Source organism: Flavobacterium longum (genome assembly GCF_965137575.1).
Taxonomy (GTDB): Bacteria; Bacteroidota; Bacteroidia; order Flavobacteriales; family Flavobacteriaceae; genus Flavobacterium; species Flavobacterium longum.
Genome location: NZ_CBCRZJ010000002.1, coordinates 460948 through 481367, shown reverse-complemented (window position 1 = coordinate 481367; position 20420 = coordinate 460948). Strand labels below are relative to the sequence as shown.

Genomic DNA, 20420 nt, shown 5'->3' with positions numbered 1-20420 from the left:
CCTATCTGAAAATAAGTTGCGTTAACTTTTTATTAAGTTGAAACTATTTCCTATTTTCGCCACTTTCATATTAACAACCAACACTTTACAACCCTTTAAACTAAGACAATGAAAAAAACTTTACTCTCGCTTGTTTTGCTTTTTTCAGGTGCTGCGGCCTTCGCACAACTCCCTAACGGAAGTGTCGCACCTGACTTTACAGCCACAGACATCAACGGCCAGACACATACGCTGTCTGAATACCTTGCCGCTGGTAAAACGGTTATCATCGACATTTCGGCGACTTGGTGCGGCCCATGCTGGAACTACCACAATTCACATTACCTCGACGACGTGGCTACCGCCTATGGCCCTGAAGGATCTGACGAAGTCGTGGTGCTTTTTGTGGAAGGCGACGGCGCTACAACGTTGGCTGACCTTTACGGAACAGGCACCAACACCCGTGGCAACTGGGTGGAAGGGTCAAATTACCCAATCATCAACAGCGCCACCATCGCAAACCTTTACGAGATTTCTTATTTCCCAACCGTTTATCGGATCTGCCCTGACGGTATCGTCACTGAAATCGGTGCGGCTAGCGCCTCGACCATCAGGACCGGGATCAACAGCAACTGCGGGCCGTTGACAGGTGTCCAAAACCTGGTGAAAGCCGATGCGGCTGAGCAGCGTTTCTGCACTGTAACCAGCAACGTCGTCAAAGCCAAAGTACGCAATTTCGGAAGCGCTAACATCACCAGCGGAACGTTGCTATTGAAAGAAAATGGCCAAGTGGTCGCGACCAAGAATTTCTCAGGCAACGTGGCCGTGTTCGGTACCAGCACACAAAGTTTTTCGGCCATTAACATCGATCCCACTGCTGTTTACACTGCGGAAATCACCACAGTAAACGGTGCAACTCCTTACGATGCCGACTTGGCAGTGAAAGATGTTCCAATCTTAATCGCTTCAGAATCAAGCACGTCTGTTGACCTGCATATCAATACCGATAACTATCCTGGAGAAATGTCTTGGGAAGTTCGCAACGGCGCCAACGTAGTAGTTGCCAGCGGCGGACCATACCAAGAAGGCCCAGCGGCCGATGGCGCCGGCGGACCTGATGCCAACACCACGATCATCGAAAGCATTACCGTTGACACCAACGACTGCTATTCGCTCGTGATGAAAGATTCTTACGGCGATGGCTGGACTTTGGGTTCAACGCCACACGGTGTCGATATTTACAGCGACGGCAATATGATATTCACCGTAGGTGGCGATTTCACCACGTCTTTGACGAGTGCAGCTGTGATGAGAACTTTCGCTCTGGGAGTCGACGACCAAGAAAGAGCTGTTTTCAGCATCTCGCCAAACCCGTCAACAGGTTTGTTTAACGTGCGTACCACAGAAACGGCATCGGTAGCGGTTTTCGATTTGACCGGTAAAAAAGTGTTCGCTGCGGAAGCTATTGAAGATAACGGTGTCATCAACTTAACCGGATTGCAACGCGGGATGTACTTCGCAAAAGTCAACACGGCTTCAGGTGAACAAGTCGTAAAATTGATGCTCCAATAAATAAAAATTAAATGGCTGTCGGGAAACCGGCAGCCGTCTTTATAACCCTAAAATGCACCCAATGAAAAAGATGATGCTCGCGGCTTGCCTTGCTTTTGGCTTCGCACAGGCGCAAATTACCGTTACAACCAACGGCGGTGAAATCACCAACAATCAAGTATTCGAATACAACACCTTGACTATTGCCTCTGAGTTGCCGTTTATTGTGACGAACAATTCTGAAGATGACCCAATCAACATCAAGATCCGCGTGGACCAAGTGCAGTTTTCGGACGGCACGAACTTACAGTTATGCTTCGGCGGATTGTGTTTTTTTGCCATTAACCAAGGCATGATTTACCCAACGAATTTTGCGGTAACGCTTGAGCCGGGACAATCTACCATGGCGGGCGACCACTTCTGGAATTCCAATTCTGGCGACGGCGTAAATTATCCGATGACGTATCGCTTTACATTCGTCCAAGTGAATGACGCTGGCGCTTATATGGGCGACCTTTTGACCTTTACGTACCGCTACGGCCCGAACCTCGGCACTTCAGATTTGTCGATGGCCGCCGTCGGGATGGCGAAAATCAACACCCAGATTTCACAAGATATCCAAGTTGAGACTACCGAAAACGGCAGGCTTGACATCATGGATCTTTCAGGAAAAACAGTCGTGAGCCGTCATTTACAAGCGGCCACACAAACCATTGAATTCGCCAGCATGCCTTCGGGCGTTTACGTGGCGCGTTTCACGAACGGCCAAAACCAATCGGCGCAGGTAAAAATCGTAAAACAGTAATCCATGTTGGTTCTTTCGCGTATCGCTAACATCAAGGTAGGAATTCTCGCGGTGATTGCCCTGTTCATGGTATCGTGTCATCAAGACTACGACATACAGCGTTCTACCGAGAACATCATCCTGACCGCCGACGGTTCCACGAAACTTATCGGGGAAACCATCACTTTTTCGGTGACCAGCAATAATGGCGACGACCTGACGCAAGATTCACAGATTTTTGTGGACGGCGAGGCCATCGATGGAAACACGTATACCAACAATCAAATAGGTTCGCATACCATCACTGCGAAATATTTCACGGTGACTTCTGATCCGGTTACGGTGAACTTCCATGACGGTTCAGAAATCAACTTCGTGAAGCGTTTGCTGATTGAAGATTACACGGGCACTTGGTGTGGCTATTGCCCGCGGGTGGCGCGTGCCATTGAATTGGTGCACAACCTGACCGACGCCTACGTGCCGGTTGCCATCCACCGTGCAAGTTCAAGCCCGGAGAATGCTACATACGATCCGTATAATTTTGATACGACCGTTCTCGAAAACCAAATCAATGTTCCTGGTTATCCGAAAGGCATGCTCAACCGCACGACGCAGTGGAGTTATCCTGAACCGAACAACGTCAACCAAGCCATCGGTTTTACCCAAGGCGACAACCCGAAAATGGGGTTGGCCATGCAAGCCAGCATTTCCGGCGGGCAAATTTCCCTCACGGTAAAAGCCAAATGCGCCAAAGATTTCACTGGAACGAAACTGGTGGTTTATGTGCTCGAAAACGGACTGATCCACGACCAATACAACTATACTACGTATTACGGCGCGCAGAACCCAATCCCGAATTACGAACACAACCACGTGCTGCGCGGCTGCCTGACGTCACTGTTGGGCGATGCCGTGAGCGACAGCGAAGTGGAAGTAGGAGAAACCTATTCCCGCTCGTTCAATGTACCACTTCCGGCGAATGTCGCGAATGCGGCCAATGTAGAGTTCGTGGCGTTCATGCTCGATGCCAACAACGCGGCGATCAACGTGAGGAAAGCAGCGCCCGGAGACAATCAGGATTTCGAAGAATTGTAACAAAACAATACTCATAAAACAACGCCTTAGCCTTCGGTTAGGGCGTTTTTTGTTTCCGGGGAAGCGCTAAATTAATCTTAACGTGCTCGGGCGTCGGTTCATAAATGGGTAAATTTAATAGAAACCGTTGCTCATGAAATGGATTAAAAGAATCGCGATTGTCGTATTGTCATGCCTCGCATTGGCCTTCGTTGTCGACTTCGCGTTGAACTGGTGGATTGCCGCCAAGCTGCCCCGGATCATCAACCGCGAAAACGACACGCCCTATCAAATTACCTATAAAGACCTCGACATTTCCCTGCTGGGCCGGAACTTGACCGCAACGGAGGTTGTCGTTGTCCCGAAGGCATCGCTCCACAGCACCAAAACCAAAGCAGGTTTGTACGCCAACATCGGTCGGCTCGAAATCAACGGTTTCGGGATGTGGTCTATCTTGTTCGGCGACCGTATCAAAGCCCGAAATCTTATCGTCGAAAAACCGGAAGTCACGCTCTTTAAAAAGAATGACCGTGCGCTGGACAACGCCAAAAGTATTTCCTCTGAAGTCGTAAAACCCTTCAGCAAAATCATTACGGTGAGTGACGTGTTCCTCAACCACGGCAGCATCCAGATTATCGGGTTGGACAACCGCCGGATCTTGGCCGTGGCGAACATAAATATCAAACTCGAAGGCATCGCCGTAACCGAGGAAACACTATCGCAGAAAATCCCGTTCACGTTCCGGACCTACGCGGTAGATTGTGACAGCCTGTTTTATCAAAGCAACAGTTTCTACCACATGGTCACGCGAAAAATAGCGACTACGGAAAGCGGTCTGTCGGTGAAGGATTTCAAGATGATCCCCGAATTTCCACGGCGCGAATTCGTCAACCGTCTAAAGCAGGAACGCGACATCTATGCGATAGCCGCCGCGAACATCAACCTCAATAACATGGATTGGCGGTTCAATGGGAACGATTTTGCTTTCCATGCCCAGTCGCTCGTGTTGGACGACGTCAACGCCGATATCTTCCGGAGCAAGATTCCGAAAGACGACCCAAAGAAGAAAAAACTGTACAGCGAAATGCTCCGCAACGTACCGTTCGCGCTCAAGATCGATACGGTATTGCTGCGCCGATCGAAAATTGTCTATGAAGAAGAACTCGACGCGGGCCGAGGACCGGGCGCACTCACGTTCAGTCAATTCAATATGCGCGTGACCGGTTTGCAAAGCGGCTTTCGCCAGACCAAAATGGAAGATGTCAACATCAAGATTGATTGTCGCTTTATGGAAACCTCCTTACTCGAAGTCGATTGGACGTTCAACGTGCTCGACAAGGCCGATAGTTTCAACATCCGCGGACGGTTCTTCGATTTCCCGGCGGAAAGGATTTCCCCGTTCACCAAGCCGTACCTCAACGCTACATTCAAGGGAAGCCTCGATGAAGTCTATTTTAATTTCAGCGGAAACGACAACGGCTCGAAAGGTGATTTCGCTATCAATTATGATGACTTGAAAGTGTCCATCTACAAAAAGAAGCAGCCAAAGAAAAAGAACAAGATTGTGTCGGCGATTGCAAACTTGTTCGTAAAAGACGATACGAAAGACAAAGTGACCACGGCCAAAGTCTCGGTGCCGCGCGCGCAGGACCGGTCGTTTTTCAACCTGCTCTGGAAAAGCATGGAAGAAGGCCTGAAAAAAGTCTTATTGTGATGGTGTTCCAGCAGGCGCGGTTTCTGGCGTGGCCGGAGCCAGCTCTTGCGGTGCTACTTCCGGCGTTGTGGTTTTGACCTGAGGCGCAGGCGCGTTCGGGTCGTAAATGGTTTCTTCCAAATCTTCGGTCTTGCGGCCCAGTTTTACTTTCGGGTCATCTTTGGTACCGGTAATGGTGAGCGGAATGCCGATGATGCCGAGTGGCGGCAAGCCCAATCGCATTTTAAGGTTGAGTTGCCCATCTAGACTGGTCGTGCCTTCAATACGCGGGCGAAAACCGGCCACTTTGAATTTGAACCGCTCAATGGTCATGATGTTGTTCTTGATCTTGGTCTTGATGTCAACCTTGGAAACATCCGGGTCGCGCACCGATTCCTTTCCGGTTTCGCGGCTCACGACATTCATCATCTTAAAGCCTTTCATCTTCACCTTTTTCACCGACAACACACCGCCGCCTTCGAGCGAAGGATAAATTGGGGCCATGCTGCCGTCGAGTTTTCCGCCGACCTGATAATCGAGTGACACGATGCCTTCCGCGCTTTCTGCCGCCGAGGCCATTTCACGGAACATCGGGATTTCATTGTAGGCGCGCTTGATGTCGAAATCCTTCGCGTTCACCTTGAAATCAAAAAACGCCCGCGTCGGGGTTTCGCTACCATACGCCGCGTCCATGTTGACGTTGCAACCAATCAGGTCAAAGCCGGTATTGTTGAGTTGCAGTTTCCCGCCATTAATCACCAGATTGCCTTTCGCATTCTCAAGGTTCAATCCGTTGAAAGCGATTTTCCCCGCATTGGCCGTCAGGTTTAAGTCAAGGTTGGATGGCACGACAATCACACCTGTGGCCGGCGCATCTGTTTTTGGCTTGGCGATGGAGTCGTTTGCGGCTGCCGGTTCTGATAGGCCCGACATGAATTCGTCTGCGTTGATGAACCTCGAATCAAAACTGAACTTGCCCTTCAGGACTTCGCGGTCGGACAGCGCAAAGTTGATGACATTGGCCATCTGGCCGTTCATCGTAAAATCTGACTGGCCGTAGTTGGCAATGAAATTCGAGAAATCCATCTTATCTTGATGGAACTTAAACAAGCCTTCGCGGATGATGAATTGCTGCGGAAAGTATTCGGACCGCATGCCGATGTCACGCAATTGCAAGGTACCGCTGTTCTGCAATTTGTTGTAGTTGCCATTCGTGGCGTCGGACTGTTTGCCCTTGAACGCCACATCGGCCTTGATGTAGCCGTTCAAATCGAGCCCTTTCTGCGAGAACACTTTATAGACTTTGGCCACATCGATTTCGCCTTTCGCCTTAATGTCGTAGGCCACATCCTCGAAATTCATGAAACTGGCGTTGAGCGAAAAGGGCTTGCCCTCAAAGACAAACGACGCGGGCGTGATGGAAAACTTCGTGTCGCTGAACGCACCGTTACCATTGGTAAGCTGCGCCGCCACATTGATGTTTTGGATCGGGTTCGGGTAATATATTGTCTTGACGTAACCGTTCTTGAGGCTGACGTTGCCCTTGGTGACCGGGAAGATATTTTTGTCTTTATCGTACACGCCTTTGGAGACGATGTCCATGTTCAAGATACCGCTCAAATCTGCATTCCCGATGCCGAAAGCCTGGTCCATTTTCTTGAGATCCATCGATGCCTTAATCTTCGCTTCCACGATGGGTTTCTTGAGCCCGGTGGATTTGACGATGGCTTTCAGATAATCTTTGCCGACGTTGAAATACAGCGAATCTAGATTGACTTTCAGATTGTCAGGGTTCAGGCCAGGAACCTGTGTGTCGAAATTCAGGAAAATGTCGGTCACCGGAAACGGCGCGCCTTTGTATTCGATTTCGCCATCGCGGATTTTCATGTTGAACGCCAGGTTCGGCGCCTTGTTCTCAGAGGCGATGTATTGGCCTTTCAACGTGAGCGACAACGAGGTTTCGCCCTTCACTTTGGTCTTGTCAAGCCACGTGACATAAGCCGGCGGCAACGCGGTAAAGAAATCGTTGAGTTTGGATTCTTCAGACTTGATCGCAAAATCCATGTCGTAGCCGTTCTTCAAAAAGTCAAACTTTCCGATGAAATTCACCGGAAGCTTGTTGATCTTCAAATCGTTTTTCTGGAAGACGAACGCAAGTGAATTTGTGTTGATCTGCGTGATGAGTTTGGCGTGGACTTTCTTGTTCTTGAGATACGGTTCGCCCTCGAAAGCGAAGTCAAGCGACTCGATGTCGGCCTCGGTTTTTAGATCGAAAATGGCTTGGTCCAGGTCGCCTTTACCCAAGTAATTGAAGCCTTTCGCATCGAGAAACACGCCGACCGATTTGTCGTCGTACACCAAATGACAATCTTCTATCGCGATGCGGTCCAGCTTGAGCGCGGTACCTGCTTCGTCCTCGGTGGTTTCTTCGGCGTCGGAAATGTAAACGTTGTAATTGGCCTCGCCTTTTTGATTGACTTTGACGTTCACCAAGGCGTCGGACACATAAATCTCATCGATTTTTACCGCGCTGTCAAACACGAGACTTTTCAGGTTGATGCCGAAGGCGACTTCCTTGGCCGAGACCAACGTTTCCTTCTGGTACGGCGCAGAACCTTTCAACGAAAAATCTTCGAGGGTCAAGGTCAGCGAAGGGAAATGGTTGAAGAAAGACAGTTTGGCTTCGGTGAAATTGAGTTCGCCATTGAGTTTGCGGTTGGCGAATGCCTTGACTTCTTCGGCGATTTTCCCAGGGAATAAAATCGGGAGCAGGAACATCAGCAGTAGCAATACGGCAAATGTAATCCCGGTAATCTTCAACACCTTGAAAATCTTCGCTTTGATGGTTTTCTTCATGCCGCAAAATTAGCATTTACACCCAATACAACAATGTTTTTCCTACAAAAAGAAAAGCCCTTCTCTTCAGAAAGGCTTTCCTACTCAACTATAACTAACCCGAAATTATTCTTTGATGAGTTTCAAGGTCTTTTCGCGACGGTTTTCGTCGGTGATCTTGACCAAGTAAAGGCCGCTTTTGAGGTCGGACACATTGTATTGTCCGCCATCGATCTGGCCTTGGAAACGCTTTACCATTTGCCCCGTGATGGAATAAACCGCCACTTCTGCTGTCGTGATGTTCACGGTAAAGAATCCGTTGGACGGGTTTGGCGACAAGTTCACATTTTCCATGACGTCAAACTGGTCGTTGCTCAGCGAAGGCAGTGCGTTTCCGTAGATACGGTACGTGCCCGGCGCCAATGAAATCGTAGATTGCGTATTGGTCACGTTGATGGAGGTGTTGTCCATGAGGTTGTACCAAGTTCCCGTATACGGGAAACTCGGATTCACCGACTGTGTGCCCACGGAGAAGTTCGAGATCACCACGACGTTTTTCAGCGTGTTGGCCGGAAGCGCGTCGTCCCACACATAAATACGTTGCTTGACGTCGTTGCCATCTGTGCTGATGGCGTAGTTGCCTTCAAAAACCGGTTCATTTACCTTCAGGGCAATCATCTTGGCCATGTCGTTATAGATTTGCGCGCGTTGCGGCACGCCCAACCAGTTTTGTGTCCATTGCGGCTGTGGCTTGGTAGCGAGTTTACAGTCGCCGGCCAACGTGCCCGATTCATCGTTTACAGTGCCGTTTTCGCAGGTGTAAATCGAGAGTTGCATGCCCAGATCGGCAAAGTGCCAAAGCATTTTCGGACCCGGGACGAGCAATGAAGTAGCCTGGATGGCCGGCATCCTGGCCAGCGCGTTGTTCAGGTTGCCCAAAGGCGATGTCCCGGCACCGTTGCCATAAGTCATGGCGCTGTACATCAGTCGCTCTTTGTCATGGCTTTCCGGATAGCCCATGACACGTTTTGCGGTAAACCCGTGTGCCGTGTGCCCGATGCGTGAAATGTTTCCGCCCGTGAAGCCCATGATGAGTTGGCCATAGGCGTACGTCATTTCGCTCCACATCATCACCCCTTTTGAAGGCGTTTCACCAATGCGGTAGTTGGCCCATTGTTGTTCTTCGTTGTCGGCACCGAGGTGTTCAAAGATCACATAATGCGTCGGGTCAAGACTCCAAGAATAATCGGCATATTCCTTCAGGACATCAACGCGATCTTGCTGGTATGAATTCGTACAGGCATCGCTACCGGTACAATTTTGCGTGAATCCTTTGGTCAAATCCCAACGGAAACCGTCTATCTTAAATTCCTCAATCCAATGCTTGACAACGCGTTTCACATACGCCCTGGTCAGCGGCTGAGCATGGTTGAAATCGCTGCCCACGCTGTAGCTGTGCGTTGCAGTTTCATTGAAATACGGGCTGTCAGACGCCGGGCCATTGTCCCAACCGTCGCCGTTGGTGTCTTTCATCCACATGCGTACCATCGGGTTGCGTCCGAAAGCGTGGTTGAGTGCTACGTCGAGAATCACTGCAATGCCATTTTGGTGGCACAGGTCAACGAATTCCTTCATTTTGTTGGACGTTCCGTAATATTTGTCGAGCGCCATATGGAACGCCGTGTTGTAACCCCAGCTTTCGTTGCCTTCGAACTCCATAACCGGCATAAGTTGGATGGCATTCACTTTAAGGTTCTTAAAGTAATCGATCCGGTTGATCAAGTCCTGAAAATTGCGGTTGGCGTCAAAATCGCGGATGAGCACCTCGTACACGACCAAGTCTTCTTTCTTCGGTTTGTTGAAATTGGTGACTTGCCAGTTGTAAGGTGTTTGTCCGGTTTGCAACACGGTGACTTCGCGCTCTTGTCCTTCCGGATACGCCGACAAATTCGGATAGCTGGCCGCAGGAATGTACGGATCATCGAACGGCGATAGCACCAATGTAGAATATGGATCTGCCGTTTTCACGAGCGCAGGCGAATTCGCGATTGGCGTGGTATCGACGACCCAATATTGATAGGTGTAATTTTGCCCCGGCGTAAGCCCTGTGAGCTCCAGCCAGAATTTTCCGGTGCTGCCGTCTTTGCGCATCGCGTAGCTTGCATCGGGTTGCCAGTTGTTGAAACTTCCGGCTACATAAACGAAATCCTTGCCCGGCGCACTCAGCACCAATGTGGCGCGTGTGGCATCTGACGGGTTGTAATTAATGCCGTCGTCTACACCTGAAGGTAAAGTCTGGGTTACCGTTCCCGGATTGATCATTACCGCAAATTTCTTGGTGAAAGACGTTGCGCCCTGAACCACTTGCAATTCGTAGTTCTTGTTGGTGGTGATGTTGGTATCGGTAAAACTGTAGGACGCCGCGGTCTGGGTGTTGATGTTCACGCCGTTGGCGAACAAGTTGTACGTGGCCGAACCATTGGTATTATTGGCTGAAATCGAAAGGTTTTGACCCGAATTCAGGATAGTGGTTGTATTCTCGTTCGGTGTAACCAACGTGGACTGGAATGCGCCGACATTGAGAAAAATGTCTGACGACTGTGCGTTACCGGCTGCATTGCGGAATACGATGCATATTTTGGTAACGGCACCACTCGATACCCCGTAAAATTGTAAAATGCTTGGCGTAATATCAAGCTTGTAAATGTTGCCCGACACCAATGTCAGTGCAGGCTGTGTGGTATTGTTGCCCCAACTTCCAATGACGTTCTGCCAGTTGTTTCCGTTGAGGGTAACGCCTGTGTGGGCGTAAATTGTCCCGCTGTAGCTGGCCAGTGGCGTCGTACTCTTATCAAAAAGAATCGTCGCCGTCTGATTGGCCTCAGGGTTGGTACCGCCTTGCCATGACGCTTGCGAAATCGCTTGCATGGAAACCATTGCGGTGATTAATAATAGTAGCTTTTTCATAGTTTAATTATGGGAAAAAAAGGGCTTCCCTAAAGAAGCCCTTTGGTAAAACATGAAATGAATTAATTCAATTGCAGTGAGAAAGTGTACGCTCTTGGTGTGCTCAGATCCAAAGTAACGGTGTAGTTACCTGAAGCGGGTACATCGATATCGGCACCACCTTCTTCTAGCGAACCGTCAGCACCATTGTCACCATAGTTCAAATCCCAAGTGTCGTTGGCCCTGAACTTAATTTTCTGACCACCCACCAAATTCATGGTAATGGTCCATTTCTTAGACGTGGCGTCGTAGGTCATGTTGGTATCGGAATCCCAGCCGGTTGGCGTGGCAGAACCGATGATGCCCCACGCTGCTGGTTGTGCAGAATAAGTACCACCGCCAGAGCCGTTGGTGGTTGCTTTGATCCTGAAATAGCCCGGGCCACTCATGGTGATGTTTGATTCGCCTTCTTGAATCAGCGTGCCAGTAAACGAACCGTCATCGCCGTAATCGCCGTCCCAACCTTCATTTGTAGGCAAGATTTTGTACTCGATAGAAGACATGTTCATGTAGACATAGCCTTCGAAATCTGTTTGACCAAAACCAGAAGCCGAAATTGGCACTGCGTTGCTTGGCGTCCAATCATTACCGTAACCTGAAGCATTAAGGAAGTTGCCTACCACATACATTTTAGGCGTTTCGGTAGTATATGGCGTCACCACGTAGGTAACCACATCTGAATACACCGCTTCTGCGCCGTTACCAATAGTTGCTTTAACCCTCAAGTCAAGATTACCTGCTTCAAAAGGAACCAATTCCGAGGCCAGCGCGATGCCGTTCAAGTCAGAAGAGTTTACGGAAGCAAACGTGTTTGTTGTTTGAGCTACAACTTGCGGCGTATCGAAATTGTCTCCAGAACGGTCTGCCTCAACGGTGTACGTGATTTCAGTTTGAACGCCGAAATCCATGGTTTCCCAACTGAGGGAAACGCCTGGGTTATTGGGTGTCTCCGGCGCCAAAACCACAGTTTCTCCCGAGGTTGGCGTCAACAACCTAAACTCTCCTTGTGGAGATGCAATGATAAGATCTTTCTCTTCCTCGCATGATGCAAGTCCTGCCAGGATTGATAGAACCAAAACTGATTTAAATATTTTTTTCATTTCTATTATGCTTATTATGTTATGTAATTAATAGCCTTCGTTTTGAACAAGGTTGCCATTGGCGGCCAATGAAGCAGCCGGAATCGGATATACTTTCATGAATGCCGGAATTGCTATACCGTTTGCGCTATTGCCTTTCCAAGCCCAGTTGTATGATCCACCGGTATATTTCCCGAAGCGGATCAAATCTTGCCTACGGTGACCTTCCCAATGGAGTTCACGGGAACGTTCGTTAAGGATAAAGTCCAGCGTCAAATCTCCCGAATCAATATTTGCAACCGTTGAACCTCCATTTGCCCTTTCACGCAGTGCGTTGACATAGTTTACAGCTTGAGCCGTAGTTGCGCCAGAAGCTCCACGAACAGCGCACTCCGCATACATGAGGTACGCATCCGCCAAGCGGAACAATGGAAAATCTGTGTTGACAAAGGTGGTGTTTGGACCGGCAATTCCGTCAGAACCAATGTTAGAGTACTTTTGGAGGATAAACCCTTGGCCTTGCGCCGTTGGACTGGCAATATCGATTGGCCTGCCGTTCTCGATAATCGTGTTGCGTTGGTCGGTTGCGAATTCCGCGCTTTGGAACTTTTGCACAAACTGCTTACGAAGGCGAAGCGCACCACCCCAACCGCCGGAGCCTACGCCAATAGCAGCGCCGTTCTGTTCAAGAGAGCCAACTTGACCATTGACCATTACCGTGGTCGGACCATAATTTTGGGTTGCGTTACCGTCAGATTCCAAAGTGAAAATCATCTCTGGTGACGTGTGGTTATCGGCTTTGAAGTTGTTCAGATAATTGGTATTGAGGGAATAACCGCCCGCAATTACCTGATTTAATTCCGCGACACAATCAGTATACATCGGCGTACCAATATAGACTTCTGCATTGAGATACATTTTAGCCAAAATCATATGCGCAACTGCCTGATCAACACGCCCATACTCATTCGTCCTCGCTGGTTTTAAACTTGGCAAGACGGCCGTCAACTCTGTTTTAATGTGCTCAAACAGTTCTGGGCGGTCCATTTGCGGTCCTTGTGAGTTCAACGGACTGTTTTCATCATACAATGGCGCTTTTCCGAAGAGGTCGAGCATATTGTAATAATACATCGCTCGGATGACGCGTGTTTCATTTCTGAAATCGGCGATATCGGCGAGCAATGCAGCGTCGGTGACACCACGGGCCGAAAGTTTCTCATCCGTGGTCTGCCGCAGGAATTCATTACAAATCGCGACACCCACCATTGCACGGGAAAACATCCCTAGGATGATTGGATTACTGGAGTTCCAGGTGTTACGCTGCAAGTCCCTCGAGCCCGGGTCATTTTCGTAGCTCCAAATCACTTCGTCTGTGGTAAGGTTTTGCAAATACCATAGGCAACGGCCATATTGGCTGGTACCGGCATCGACACCGCTTAACGATGATGACGTCGCGCCGTTTACGCCTGGCATGGATAAGTTTCCATATACGCCAGCGACTGCCATTCGATAGGCGTTCGGTTGTGCATAAAATTCCTCAGCGGTAAACGTATTGTCGTCTTCAGGAGTGATATCGAGATCGCTCGTACAAGCACTAAATACGCCAATAGAGAGGAAAATCATGGAATAAAACTTAAGTTTTTTCATAGTTTTTCTTTTTAAAATTTAACATTTGCTCCAAAAAGGAACGTGCGTTGTCTTGGATAGATCGTATTATCGATTCCGCTGTTATTGATTTCAGGATCAAGACCAGAATACTTCGTAAACAAGAACGCGTTCTGCACGCCAAAAGAAAGGCGCAATGAACTGCCCTCGCTTACAAACTTCTTGAAAGTATACCCTAACGTGATGTTATCTACGCGAAGGAATGAACCGTCTTCAATATAGTTGTCTGAGAAAATCGTTTCCGTTTGGTTGTATTCAGAGAAGTTGGTATCTACAACTGATGTCGGGATGTTAGACGGGAAACCGTTGAAATTCAAGTAGCCGTATACAGAGCGCGTGGCGTTAACAGCATTGAAAACGTGGTTGCCCAAGCTTGCCCTGAGGTTGAACGAGAAATCAAAGTTCCAGACATTCAAACTAGATGCAAAACCAAAAACCGCATCCGGGTCTGGGTTGTATGCGATGTAACGGTCTTTGTCTGTGATGATGCCGTCACCGTTCAAGTCAGCGAACGCGCTTTCGATTGGGTCGCCAGCTGTATCATACAATTGTTTGTAAACATAGAATGAATTGGGTGTGTAGCCTTCTCTGTGGATGCCCAAGGTAGCGCCGGTTCCGCCAAACTCACTGGCAATAAAAATGTCGTTGTCCAATGCTAGTTCTTCAATCCTGCGTTCGAACTTGGTGAAAGTGAAGTTGACGTTCCAATTAAGATTTTCTTTCTTGATTATGTCAGCATTGATGCCAACTTCGACGCCTTTTGTAGACATATCGCCAATATTCTGGTAGCCGGCGTTCGAGAAGTTCGATCCGTCCGGAATGGCCGCCGGGATCAACATATCCTGTGTCAACTTGTAAAATACGTCAACCGAACCATTGATCCTGTTGAAGAATCCGAAGTCGATACCGGCATTATAGGTGGTTGTTTCCTCCCACTTAATGTCAGGGTTGTAATATTGTGAAACAGCCAATGGATATGGCGTTGGCCCGAAGTAATATTGTGACTCCGCAGTACCTGTCTGTATAACTTGCAACCAGTCATCTGCGTTATTCTCACCAATATCCTGTACACCTGTGACACCCCAACCAAGACGAAGCTTTAAGTCGGAAAGAGTTTTAGAATCCTTAAAGAATTGATTGTTCATTTTCCACGCGAAGGCTGCGGCCGGGAAGTTACCCCAACGATTGTCTTCGCTGAAACGGGACGTACCGTCTCGCCTGTAACTCAAGGTCAAGAGATATTTGTCGTCATAGTTAAAATTGGCACGGCCAAAAAGACCTAGCAAAACGATTGGCGTTTTAATGTCCACCACCGGCCCACCATAGGTTGGGTTGTTGACGTTGTTGGTCTTGTACTCTTTTGACTCAAACTTTTGGTAAGAATAACCTGCCTGGAATTCTGTAGATAGTTTGCTAAACGTTTTGTTGTATACCAAGTATCCGTCAAAAAGGCGGTTAATCAGCAAGCGCTCACTCGTTTCGTCTGTTCCATAAAAAAGATCACCATTACTTGGTGAAGACGCAACAGTATTGCCTCCATTGACGTAGCGGGTACGCTTACCGCGTTGTTGGTCATATCCAAGGTTAACTACTGCGCGAAGCTCCGGGAGGAAGTGAAACTTATAATCGGTTTCCACATTGCCGTAGATACGATCGTTAAAGCCACTGTCATTAGTCTGCATCAATTGCGCTACCGGGTTACGTGGGGCAAGTGCGGTAGGAACCGGCAAATTGCCAACTAGTCCGTAATACTCAAAGAACCCTCCGAAAGGAGATTGCGCGTCATATACCGGCTGAGTTGGGTCAAACAACAAAGCCGTGCCTTCTACCGCATCAGCAAAACGGCTTTGCTCATTGGTAAAAGTCGCATTGACCCTGAACTTCAAATGATCGTTCAAGAAACTTGGATTCAATGACGTCGAGACCGTGTTTCGCGTATAGTCGTTGGTCAAGCGAAGACCTTCCTGATAGGTATTACCGATTGTCAAACGACCGGGAATCACGCCGAAGAGGTTGCCACGAAGTGATACGTTATTGTCTACGAAGTCTGTCCTGCGGTAAATTTCATCCTGCCAGTTTGTATCGTGTGTGCCCAGTCGCGGCAAAAAGCCTGGCTGATACGTTTGGATGAGTTCGCGGAAATCGTTAGCACCGAATACATTGACATTGGAAATCTTATGGCCCGAACCATATTGGAAGTTATAGTCCACCGAGAGTTTCTTGGAACCACGCTTGGTTGTAATTAAGATTACGCCGTTGGCTGCGCGCGACCCGTAGATAGCAGTAGCCGAGGCATCTTTCAGGACACTGAAACTCTCAATATCAGCAGGGTTAATGCCGCCCAAGTAAGACGTTGACCCGGTATTGGTCCGGTCATCGAGTGGAAGACCGTCAATTACGATCAGTGGATTATTGTTGGCATACAGCGAAGAACCCCCGCGAACCCGGATGGTCGTGCCGGTTCCCGGCGCACCGCCGCCCGCGTTGATGGTAACGCCTGCAATACGTCCGCTAAGCAAATTCTCCACGGTCACATTGTTGCCTTGGTTAAAATCTTTGGTCCCGATAACTGCTACGGCACCTGTCGCATCTTTCTTTTTGACCGTACCGTAACCCACTTGAACCACCACTTCCTGCAATTGGTTTGCATCTTCCTGAAGCGATACGTTTTCGGTGGCCTGACCGGTGAATTTTACCGACACAGAACTATAGCCGACGTAGGAAAAAACCACTGTTTCGCCCACTTTGAGGTTGGCCAGCTGGTACTTCCCGTCGAAATCGGTGGAAACACCATTGTTGCTGCCTTCAACCACAACGTTGACGCCCGGAAGCGGCTGCCCGGATGCTTTATCGGTGACCGTTCCACTCAACGTGCTCTGTGACAGTGCGCTAAGCGGTAAAATCAGCAATAAAAATAACAACTTTTTGTAAATTGCTTTCATACATTTTGTTTAGGTTAAAAATTGAATTTGTTGTGCTTATACTTTACTTCGAAAGTTAAATTTATGTAAAAATTTGAGGTTTAAAGGTGAACACTCGTTAAATGTCCGCCGAAAACGTTTTCGTGTTGAAAACTTTTGCAAAATCCCAGATTTTAACGGTAAAATTGGGATAAACCAAAAATAGATTTACCTTTATTTCGAAAATCACAATTTGATGAAAAGAAAGGTTACCCTTAAGCAAATCGCCAAGGAGTTGGATGTGTCTATCTCGACGGTATCAAAGTCATTGCGAAACAGCCCCGAAATCAGCGAAGACACGCGCCAGAAAGTGCAGGCGTTCGCCAAGCTTTACAACTACAAGCCCAACAACATCGCACTCAGCCTTAAGAACCGGAAAACCAAGACAATAGGCATCATCATCCCCGAAATCGTGCACCACTTTTTCGCGACGGTCATCAGCGGGATCGAACAAGTCGCGAACGAGCAAGGTTACAACGTCATCGTATGTTTGTCCAACGAATCTTTTGACCGCGAAGTCATCAATATGGAAATGCTCGCCAACGGGTCAACGGACGGCTTCATCATGTCGCTTTCGAAAGAAACTCAATTCAAGGCCGATTATCACCACATCACCGAAATCATCAACCAAGGCATGCCGGTCGTGATGTTTGACCGCGTCACCAGCGACATTCTCTGCGACAAAGTCATCATAGACGACAAAGCCGCCGCTTATGATGCCGTGCAAAGCCTCATCCAATCGGGCCACAAACGCATTGCGCTGGTCACCACCGTAGATTATGTGAGCGTCGGGAAATTGCGCACAGACGGTTATACCAAAGCCTTGTTGGACAACGATTTACCGTTCGATGAAAACCTGATCCTTAAAGTAGAAGACATTGAAAACTGCGAACCCAAAATCAGCAAATTCATCGAAAAATTCAAGCCCGACGCCGTGTTTGCCGTGAACGAATTGTTCGCCGTGATTTCCATCAAAGCCGCCAACAAACTGGGCTTCCGCGTGCCCGAAGACATCTCGGTCATCGCCTTTACGGACGGCATCATTTCCATGTATTCCACGCCAACCATTACCACCGTGAGCCAAGACGGCATCAAAATGGGCCGCAAAGCCGCCATGATGCTCATCGACAGGCTCGAATCTGACGACGAAGACGACGAACATTACCGCACAGAAGTCATTGAAACCCATTTGATTGAGCGCGAATCGACGAAGGCAATTGGCAATGCATAATTGACCATGTACAATTTGGGCGTTACCTGCGGCCCGCGCTTTACGCACTCGCTTTGCGCTCGTAACCTCGCACAAGAGCTCAGACAATGCTTCAATCGCTAACGCGGGCTACACCAAACATCGACGCGTCGCCAATTCTTTTCAACACGCAAACGTTGTAAACGCCTTTTAACACACCGTTTCCCTCAATTGTCAATGATCGTTTGTCAATTATCAATTAAAAAATTTATCTTTACCCGCAATTATCAAAGCTTATACTTTACTTCGACCCTTTAAGTTTTGATAAGCCACGCGCTTATCGTCAATTTTAACGTACGATATGGAAAAGCGTAAATTAGGTTTCTGGGAGATTTGGAACATGAGTTTCGGGTTTCTCGGCATACAGTTCGGTTTTGCCCTGCAGAACGCAAACACTTCACGGATTTTTGACACTTTAGGCGCCGATGTAGACAAAATTGGCCTTTACTGGCTTGCCGCACCGTTAACCGGATTGATTGTCCAGCCGATTGTGGGCTATTTTTCGGACCGCACCTGGACAAGGCTCGGGCGAAGAAGGCCCTATTTTTTGGTTGGCGCAATTTTGTCTGCCCTGGCATTGCTCGTCATGCCGAATTCACCGACTTTATGGATTGCCATCGGAACGCTCTGGATCATGGATTCATCCATCAACATCTCGATGGAGCCGTTTCGCGCTTTTGTGGGCGATAACCTTCCGGAACAACAACGGACGCTCGGTTTCGCTATGCAGAGTTTCTTTATCGGATTGGGCGCCGTGGTCGGTTCTGCGCTGCCGTACATTTTCACGAATTGGGTTGGACTCGAAAATACCGCGCCCGACGGCATCGTTCCGCCATCGGTAAAATGGTCTTTTTACGTGGGCGGTGTTTGCTTCCTGGCTGCCGTTTTGTGGACTGTAATCAAATCCAAGGAATATTCCCCAGAAGAACTCGAAGCGTTCGAGGAAGCCAAAAAAGAAACTGCCAGCAAAGGCCATCACCAGCGCATGGAAACCCAAAGCGGCGTGACGGTCAAAAGGCAATTCCTGATCGGGTTGGCATTGCTGGTTGTCGGCATATCGGCGTCAATGTATGTGCATCACATCAACATCACACCAAACGACGAAGGCAAAACCGATGCGCACAAAGAATTGTATATCCTATCAATCGGATTGCTCGTCGTCGGTTTCTTGTTTGCAATGGTGTCACAACTCCGCAAAAATAACGTACGCAACGGGTTCACGGTCATCGTCACCGATTTGCTGAACATGCCCAAGACGATGAAACAATTGGCCTGGGTGCAGTTTTTCTCATGGTTTGCACTATTCGCAATGTGGATTTACACCACCAACGTAGTCACCGGACACGTCTTTGGCGCATCAGACCCGAAAACCAAGGCCTATAACGATGCGGCCGATTGGGTTCCGGTCATGTTTGCCGTGTACAACGGTGTGGCGGCGGCCGTAGCATTTTTGCTTCCGGTCTTGGCCAAGCGCACCAGCAACAAATTCACGCACATGCTCGCACTTATTGCCGGTGGCATGGGGTTGATTTCGATTTATTTCCTGTCGGACAAAGTCGGTTTGTTGTTGGCCATGGTTGGCGTCGGGATTGCTTGGGCCAGTATTTTATCGATTCCTTATGCGATGCTTTCCGGTGCGTTACCAGCGGGCAAAATGGGCTATTACATGGGCGTTTTCAATTTCTTCGTCGTCATCCCGCAAATCGTCGCCGGAACAATCCTTGGATTTCTTGTGAAGGAATTTTTCAATAGCGAGCCGGTTTATGCCCTGATCGTCGGCGGCTGTTCCATGATCTTGGCGGGCATGCTGACTTTGGCGGTTTCCACAAACAAAAAGATTGACATTAATGAGTAAAAAAGCATTCATCTTCGACCTTGACGGCGTGATCGTAGATACGGCCAAGTACCATTTTTTGGCTTGGCAGAAAATCTCCGATTCGCTCGGGATCGAATTTACCCCAGAACACAACGAACATTTAAAAGGCGTGAGCCGCGTGCGAAGCCTGGACATCATCCTCGACCTCGGAAAAATCAACGCCACACAGCAGGACAAAGACCAATGGCTCAAACAAAAGAATGAAGATTATCTGGCCTATATCGATGCCATGGACGAATCTGAAATCCTGTCGGGCGTGCTCAACATCCTGCAGTTCTTAAAAGAAAAAGAACAACCTATTGCACTGGGTTCGGCGAGTAAAAATGCACGCCCAATCCTCGAAAAAGTAAAACTCATCCAGTTTTTCGACGCCATTGTAGACGGCAACGACGTGACCAACGCCAAGCCTGATCCGGAAGTATTCCTGCAATGCGCCCGAAAACTGAATGTCAAGCCCGAAGATTCAATTGTTTTTGAAGATTCGGTGGCCGGCGTACAGGCCGCAAACATCGCAAACATGACCAGCGTAGGCATTGGCGATGCAAAGATTTTACACGAAGCACAATACTGTTTCCCGGATTTCGTTCACATCGATTCGAGTTTTCTGGAAACGTTGATGAAAAAATAAGTCGAAATGTCCAATGTCGAACGTCGAACGATCAAGACAAA

At 48.6% G+C, this 20420-nt stretch carries 12 protein-coding genes; 7 read left to right on the top strand and 5 right to left on the bottom strand.

The features are described from left to right. Nucleotides 1-108: 108 nt before the first annotated feature. The 4 genes from ACM9J1_RS05105 (at nt 109) to ACM9J1_RS05090 (ending at nt 5102) form a co-directional block, all read left to right on the top strand. The gene (locus ACM9J1_RS05105; RefSeq protein WP_415580873.1) at nt 109-1551 is read left to right on the top strand and encodes a T9SS type A sorting domain-containing protein; all 1443 of its coding nucleotides are present in this window, start codon (nt 109-111) and stop codon (nt 1549-1551) included. Nucleotides 1552-1612: 61 nt separating this feature from the next. Further along, complete coding sequence (locus ACM9J1_RS05100; RefSeq protein ID WP_415580872.1) at nt 1613-2335, top strand: T9SS type A sorting domain-containing protein; 723 nt, start codon at nt 1613-1615, stop codon at nt 2333-2335. A gap of 3 nt (nt 2336-2338) precedes the next feature. Beyond that, entirely contained in the window at nt 2339-3409 is a 1071-nt protein-coding gene (locus tag ACM9J1_RS05095; RefSeq protein WP_415580871.1) for an Omp28-related outer membrane protein, read from the top strand. Nucleotides 3410-3542: 133 nt separating this feature from the next. Beyond that, complete coding sequence (locus ACM9J1_RS05090) at nt 3543-5102, top strand: AsmA family protein (RefSeq protein WP_415580870.1); 1560 nt, start codon at nt 3543-3545, stop codon at nt 5100-5102. Here the strand turns inward: ACM9J1_RS05090 and ACM9J1_RS05085 are convergent. From ACM9J1_RS05085 to ACM9J1_RS05065, 5 genes are all read right to left on the bottom strand, one after another. Next, a complete protein-coding gene (locus ACM9J1_RS05085) occupies nt 5094-7937 on the bottom strand; it encodes an AsmA family protein (RefSeq protein WP_415580869.1) in 2844 nt (947 codons plus the stop codon). The two genes, ACM9J1_RS05090 and ACM9J1_RS05085, sit on opposite strands and share 9 nt — an antisense overlap. Before the next feature lie 105 nt (nt 7938-8042). Continuing rightward, on the bottom strand, nt 8043-10883 hold the full coding sequence (locus ACM9J1_RS05080) for an alpha-amylase family glycosyl hydrolase (RefSeq protein WP_415580868.1): 2841 nt from the start codon (nt 10881-10883) through the stop codon (nt 8043-8045). A gap of 62 nt (nt 10884-10945) precedes the next feature. Beyond that, nucleotides 10946-12022, bottom strand: coding sequence for a SusE domain-containing protein (locus tag ACM9J1_RS05075; RefSeq protein ID WP_415580867.1), 1077 nt, complete (start codon nt 12020-12022; stop codon nt 10946-10948). A 27-nt stretch (nt 12023-12049) separates the two neighbouring features. Continuing rightward, nucleotides 12050-13648, bottom strand: a complete 1599-nt coding sequence (locus tag ACM9J1_RS05070) for a RagB/SusD family nutrient uptake outer membrane protein (protein WP_415580865.1) — start codon at nt 13646-13648, stop codon at nt 12050-12052. Between the two features lie 11 nt (nt 13649-13659). Next, entirely contained in the window at nt 13660-16608 is a 2949-nt protein-coding gene (locus tag ACM9J1_RS05065; RefSeq protein ID WP_415580864.1) for a SusC/RagA family TonB-linked outer membrane protein, read from the bottom strand. A 214-nt stretch (nt 16609-16822) separates the two neighbouring features. On the opposite strand from ACM9J1_RS05065, the gene ACM9J1_RS05060 reads away from it, so the two are divergent. The 3 genes from ACM9J1_RS05060 (at nt 16823) to pgmB (ending at nt 20379) form a co-directional block, all read left to right on the top strand. After that, nucleotides 16823-17857: a LacI family DNA-binding transcriptional regulator gene (locus tag ACM9J1_RS05060; RefSeq protein WP_415580863.1), complete on the top strand. Its 1035-nt coding sequence runs from the start codon at nt 16823-16825 to the stop codon at nt 17855-17857. A 319-nt stretch (nt 17858-18176) separates the two neighbouring features. Next, a complete protein-coding gene (locus tag ACM9J1_RS05055) occupies nt 18177-19730 on the top strand; it encodes an MFS transporter (RefSeq protein WP_415580862.1) in 1554 nt (517 codons plus the stop codon). Further along, nucleotides 19723-20379 carry a beta-phosphoglucomutase gene (gene pgmB, locus ACM9J1_RS05050; RefSeq protein ID WP_415580861.1) on the top strand — a complete coding sequence of 219 codons (657 nt, stop codon included), beginning with the start codon at nt 19723-19725 and terminating at the stop codon, nt 20377-20379. The genes ACM9J1_RS05055 and pgmB overlap by 8 nt, the downstream gene beginning before the upstream one ends. Nucleotides 20380-20420: the final 41 nt, after the last annotated feature.

Bases quoted from the DNA above. Each gene is read 5' to 3' on its own strand.
- ACM9J1_RS05105 (WP_415580873.1), top strand. From the start codon at position 109: ATGAAAAAAACTTTACTCTCGCTTGTTTTGCTTTTTTCAGGTGCTGCG.
- ACM9J1_RS05100 (WP_415580872.1), top strand. From the start codon at position 1,613: ATGAAAAAGATGATGCTCGCGGCTTGCCTTGCTTTTGGCTTCGCACAG.
- ACM9J1_RS05095 (WP_415580871.1), top strand. From the start codon at position 2,339: ATGTTGGTTCTTTCGCGTATCGCTAACATCAAGGTAGGAATTCTCGCG.
- ACM9J1_RS05090 (WP_415580870.1), top strand. From the start codon at position 3,543: ATGAAATGGATTAAAAGAATCGCGATTGTCGTATTGTCATGCCTCGCA.
- ACM9J1_RS05085 (WP_415580869.1), bottom strand. From the start codon at position 7,937: ATGAAGAAAACCATCAAAGCGAAGATTTTCAAGGTGTTGAAGATTACC.
- ACM9J1_RS05080 (WP_415580868.1), bottom strand. From the start codon at position 10,883: ATGAAAAAGCTACTATTATTAATCACCGCAATGGTTTCCATGCAAGCG.
- ACM9J1_RS05075 (WP_415580867.1), bottom strand. From the start codon at position 12,022: ATGAAAAAAATATTTAAATCAGTTTTGGTTCTATCAATCCTGGCAGGA.
- ACM9J1_RS05070 (WP_415580865.1), bottom strand. From the start codon at position 13,648: ATGAAAAAACTTAAGTTTTATTCCATGATTTTCCTCTCTATTGGCGTA.
- ACM9J1_RS05065 (WP_415580864.1), bottom strand. From the start codon at position 16,608: ATGAAAGCAATTTACAAAAAGTTGTTATTTTTATTGCTGATTTTACCG.
- ACM9J1_RS05060 (WP_415580863.1), top strand. From the start codon at position 16,823: ATGAAAAGAAAGGTTACCCTTAAGCAAATCGCCAAGGAGTTGGATGTG.
- ACM9J1_RS05055 (WP_415580862.1), top strand. From the start codon at position 18,177: ATGGAAAAGCGTAAATTAGGTTTCTGGGAGATTTGGAACATGAGTTTC.
- pgmB (WP_415580861.1), top strand. From the start codon at position 19,723: ATGAGTAAAAAAGCATTCATCTTCGACCTTGACGGCGTGATCGTAGAT.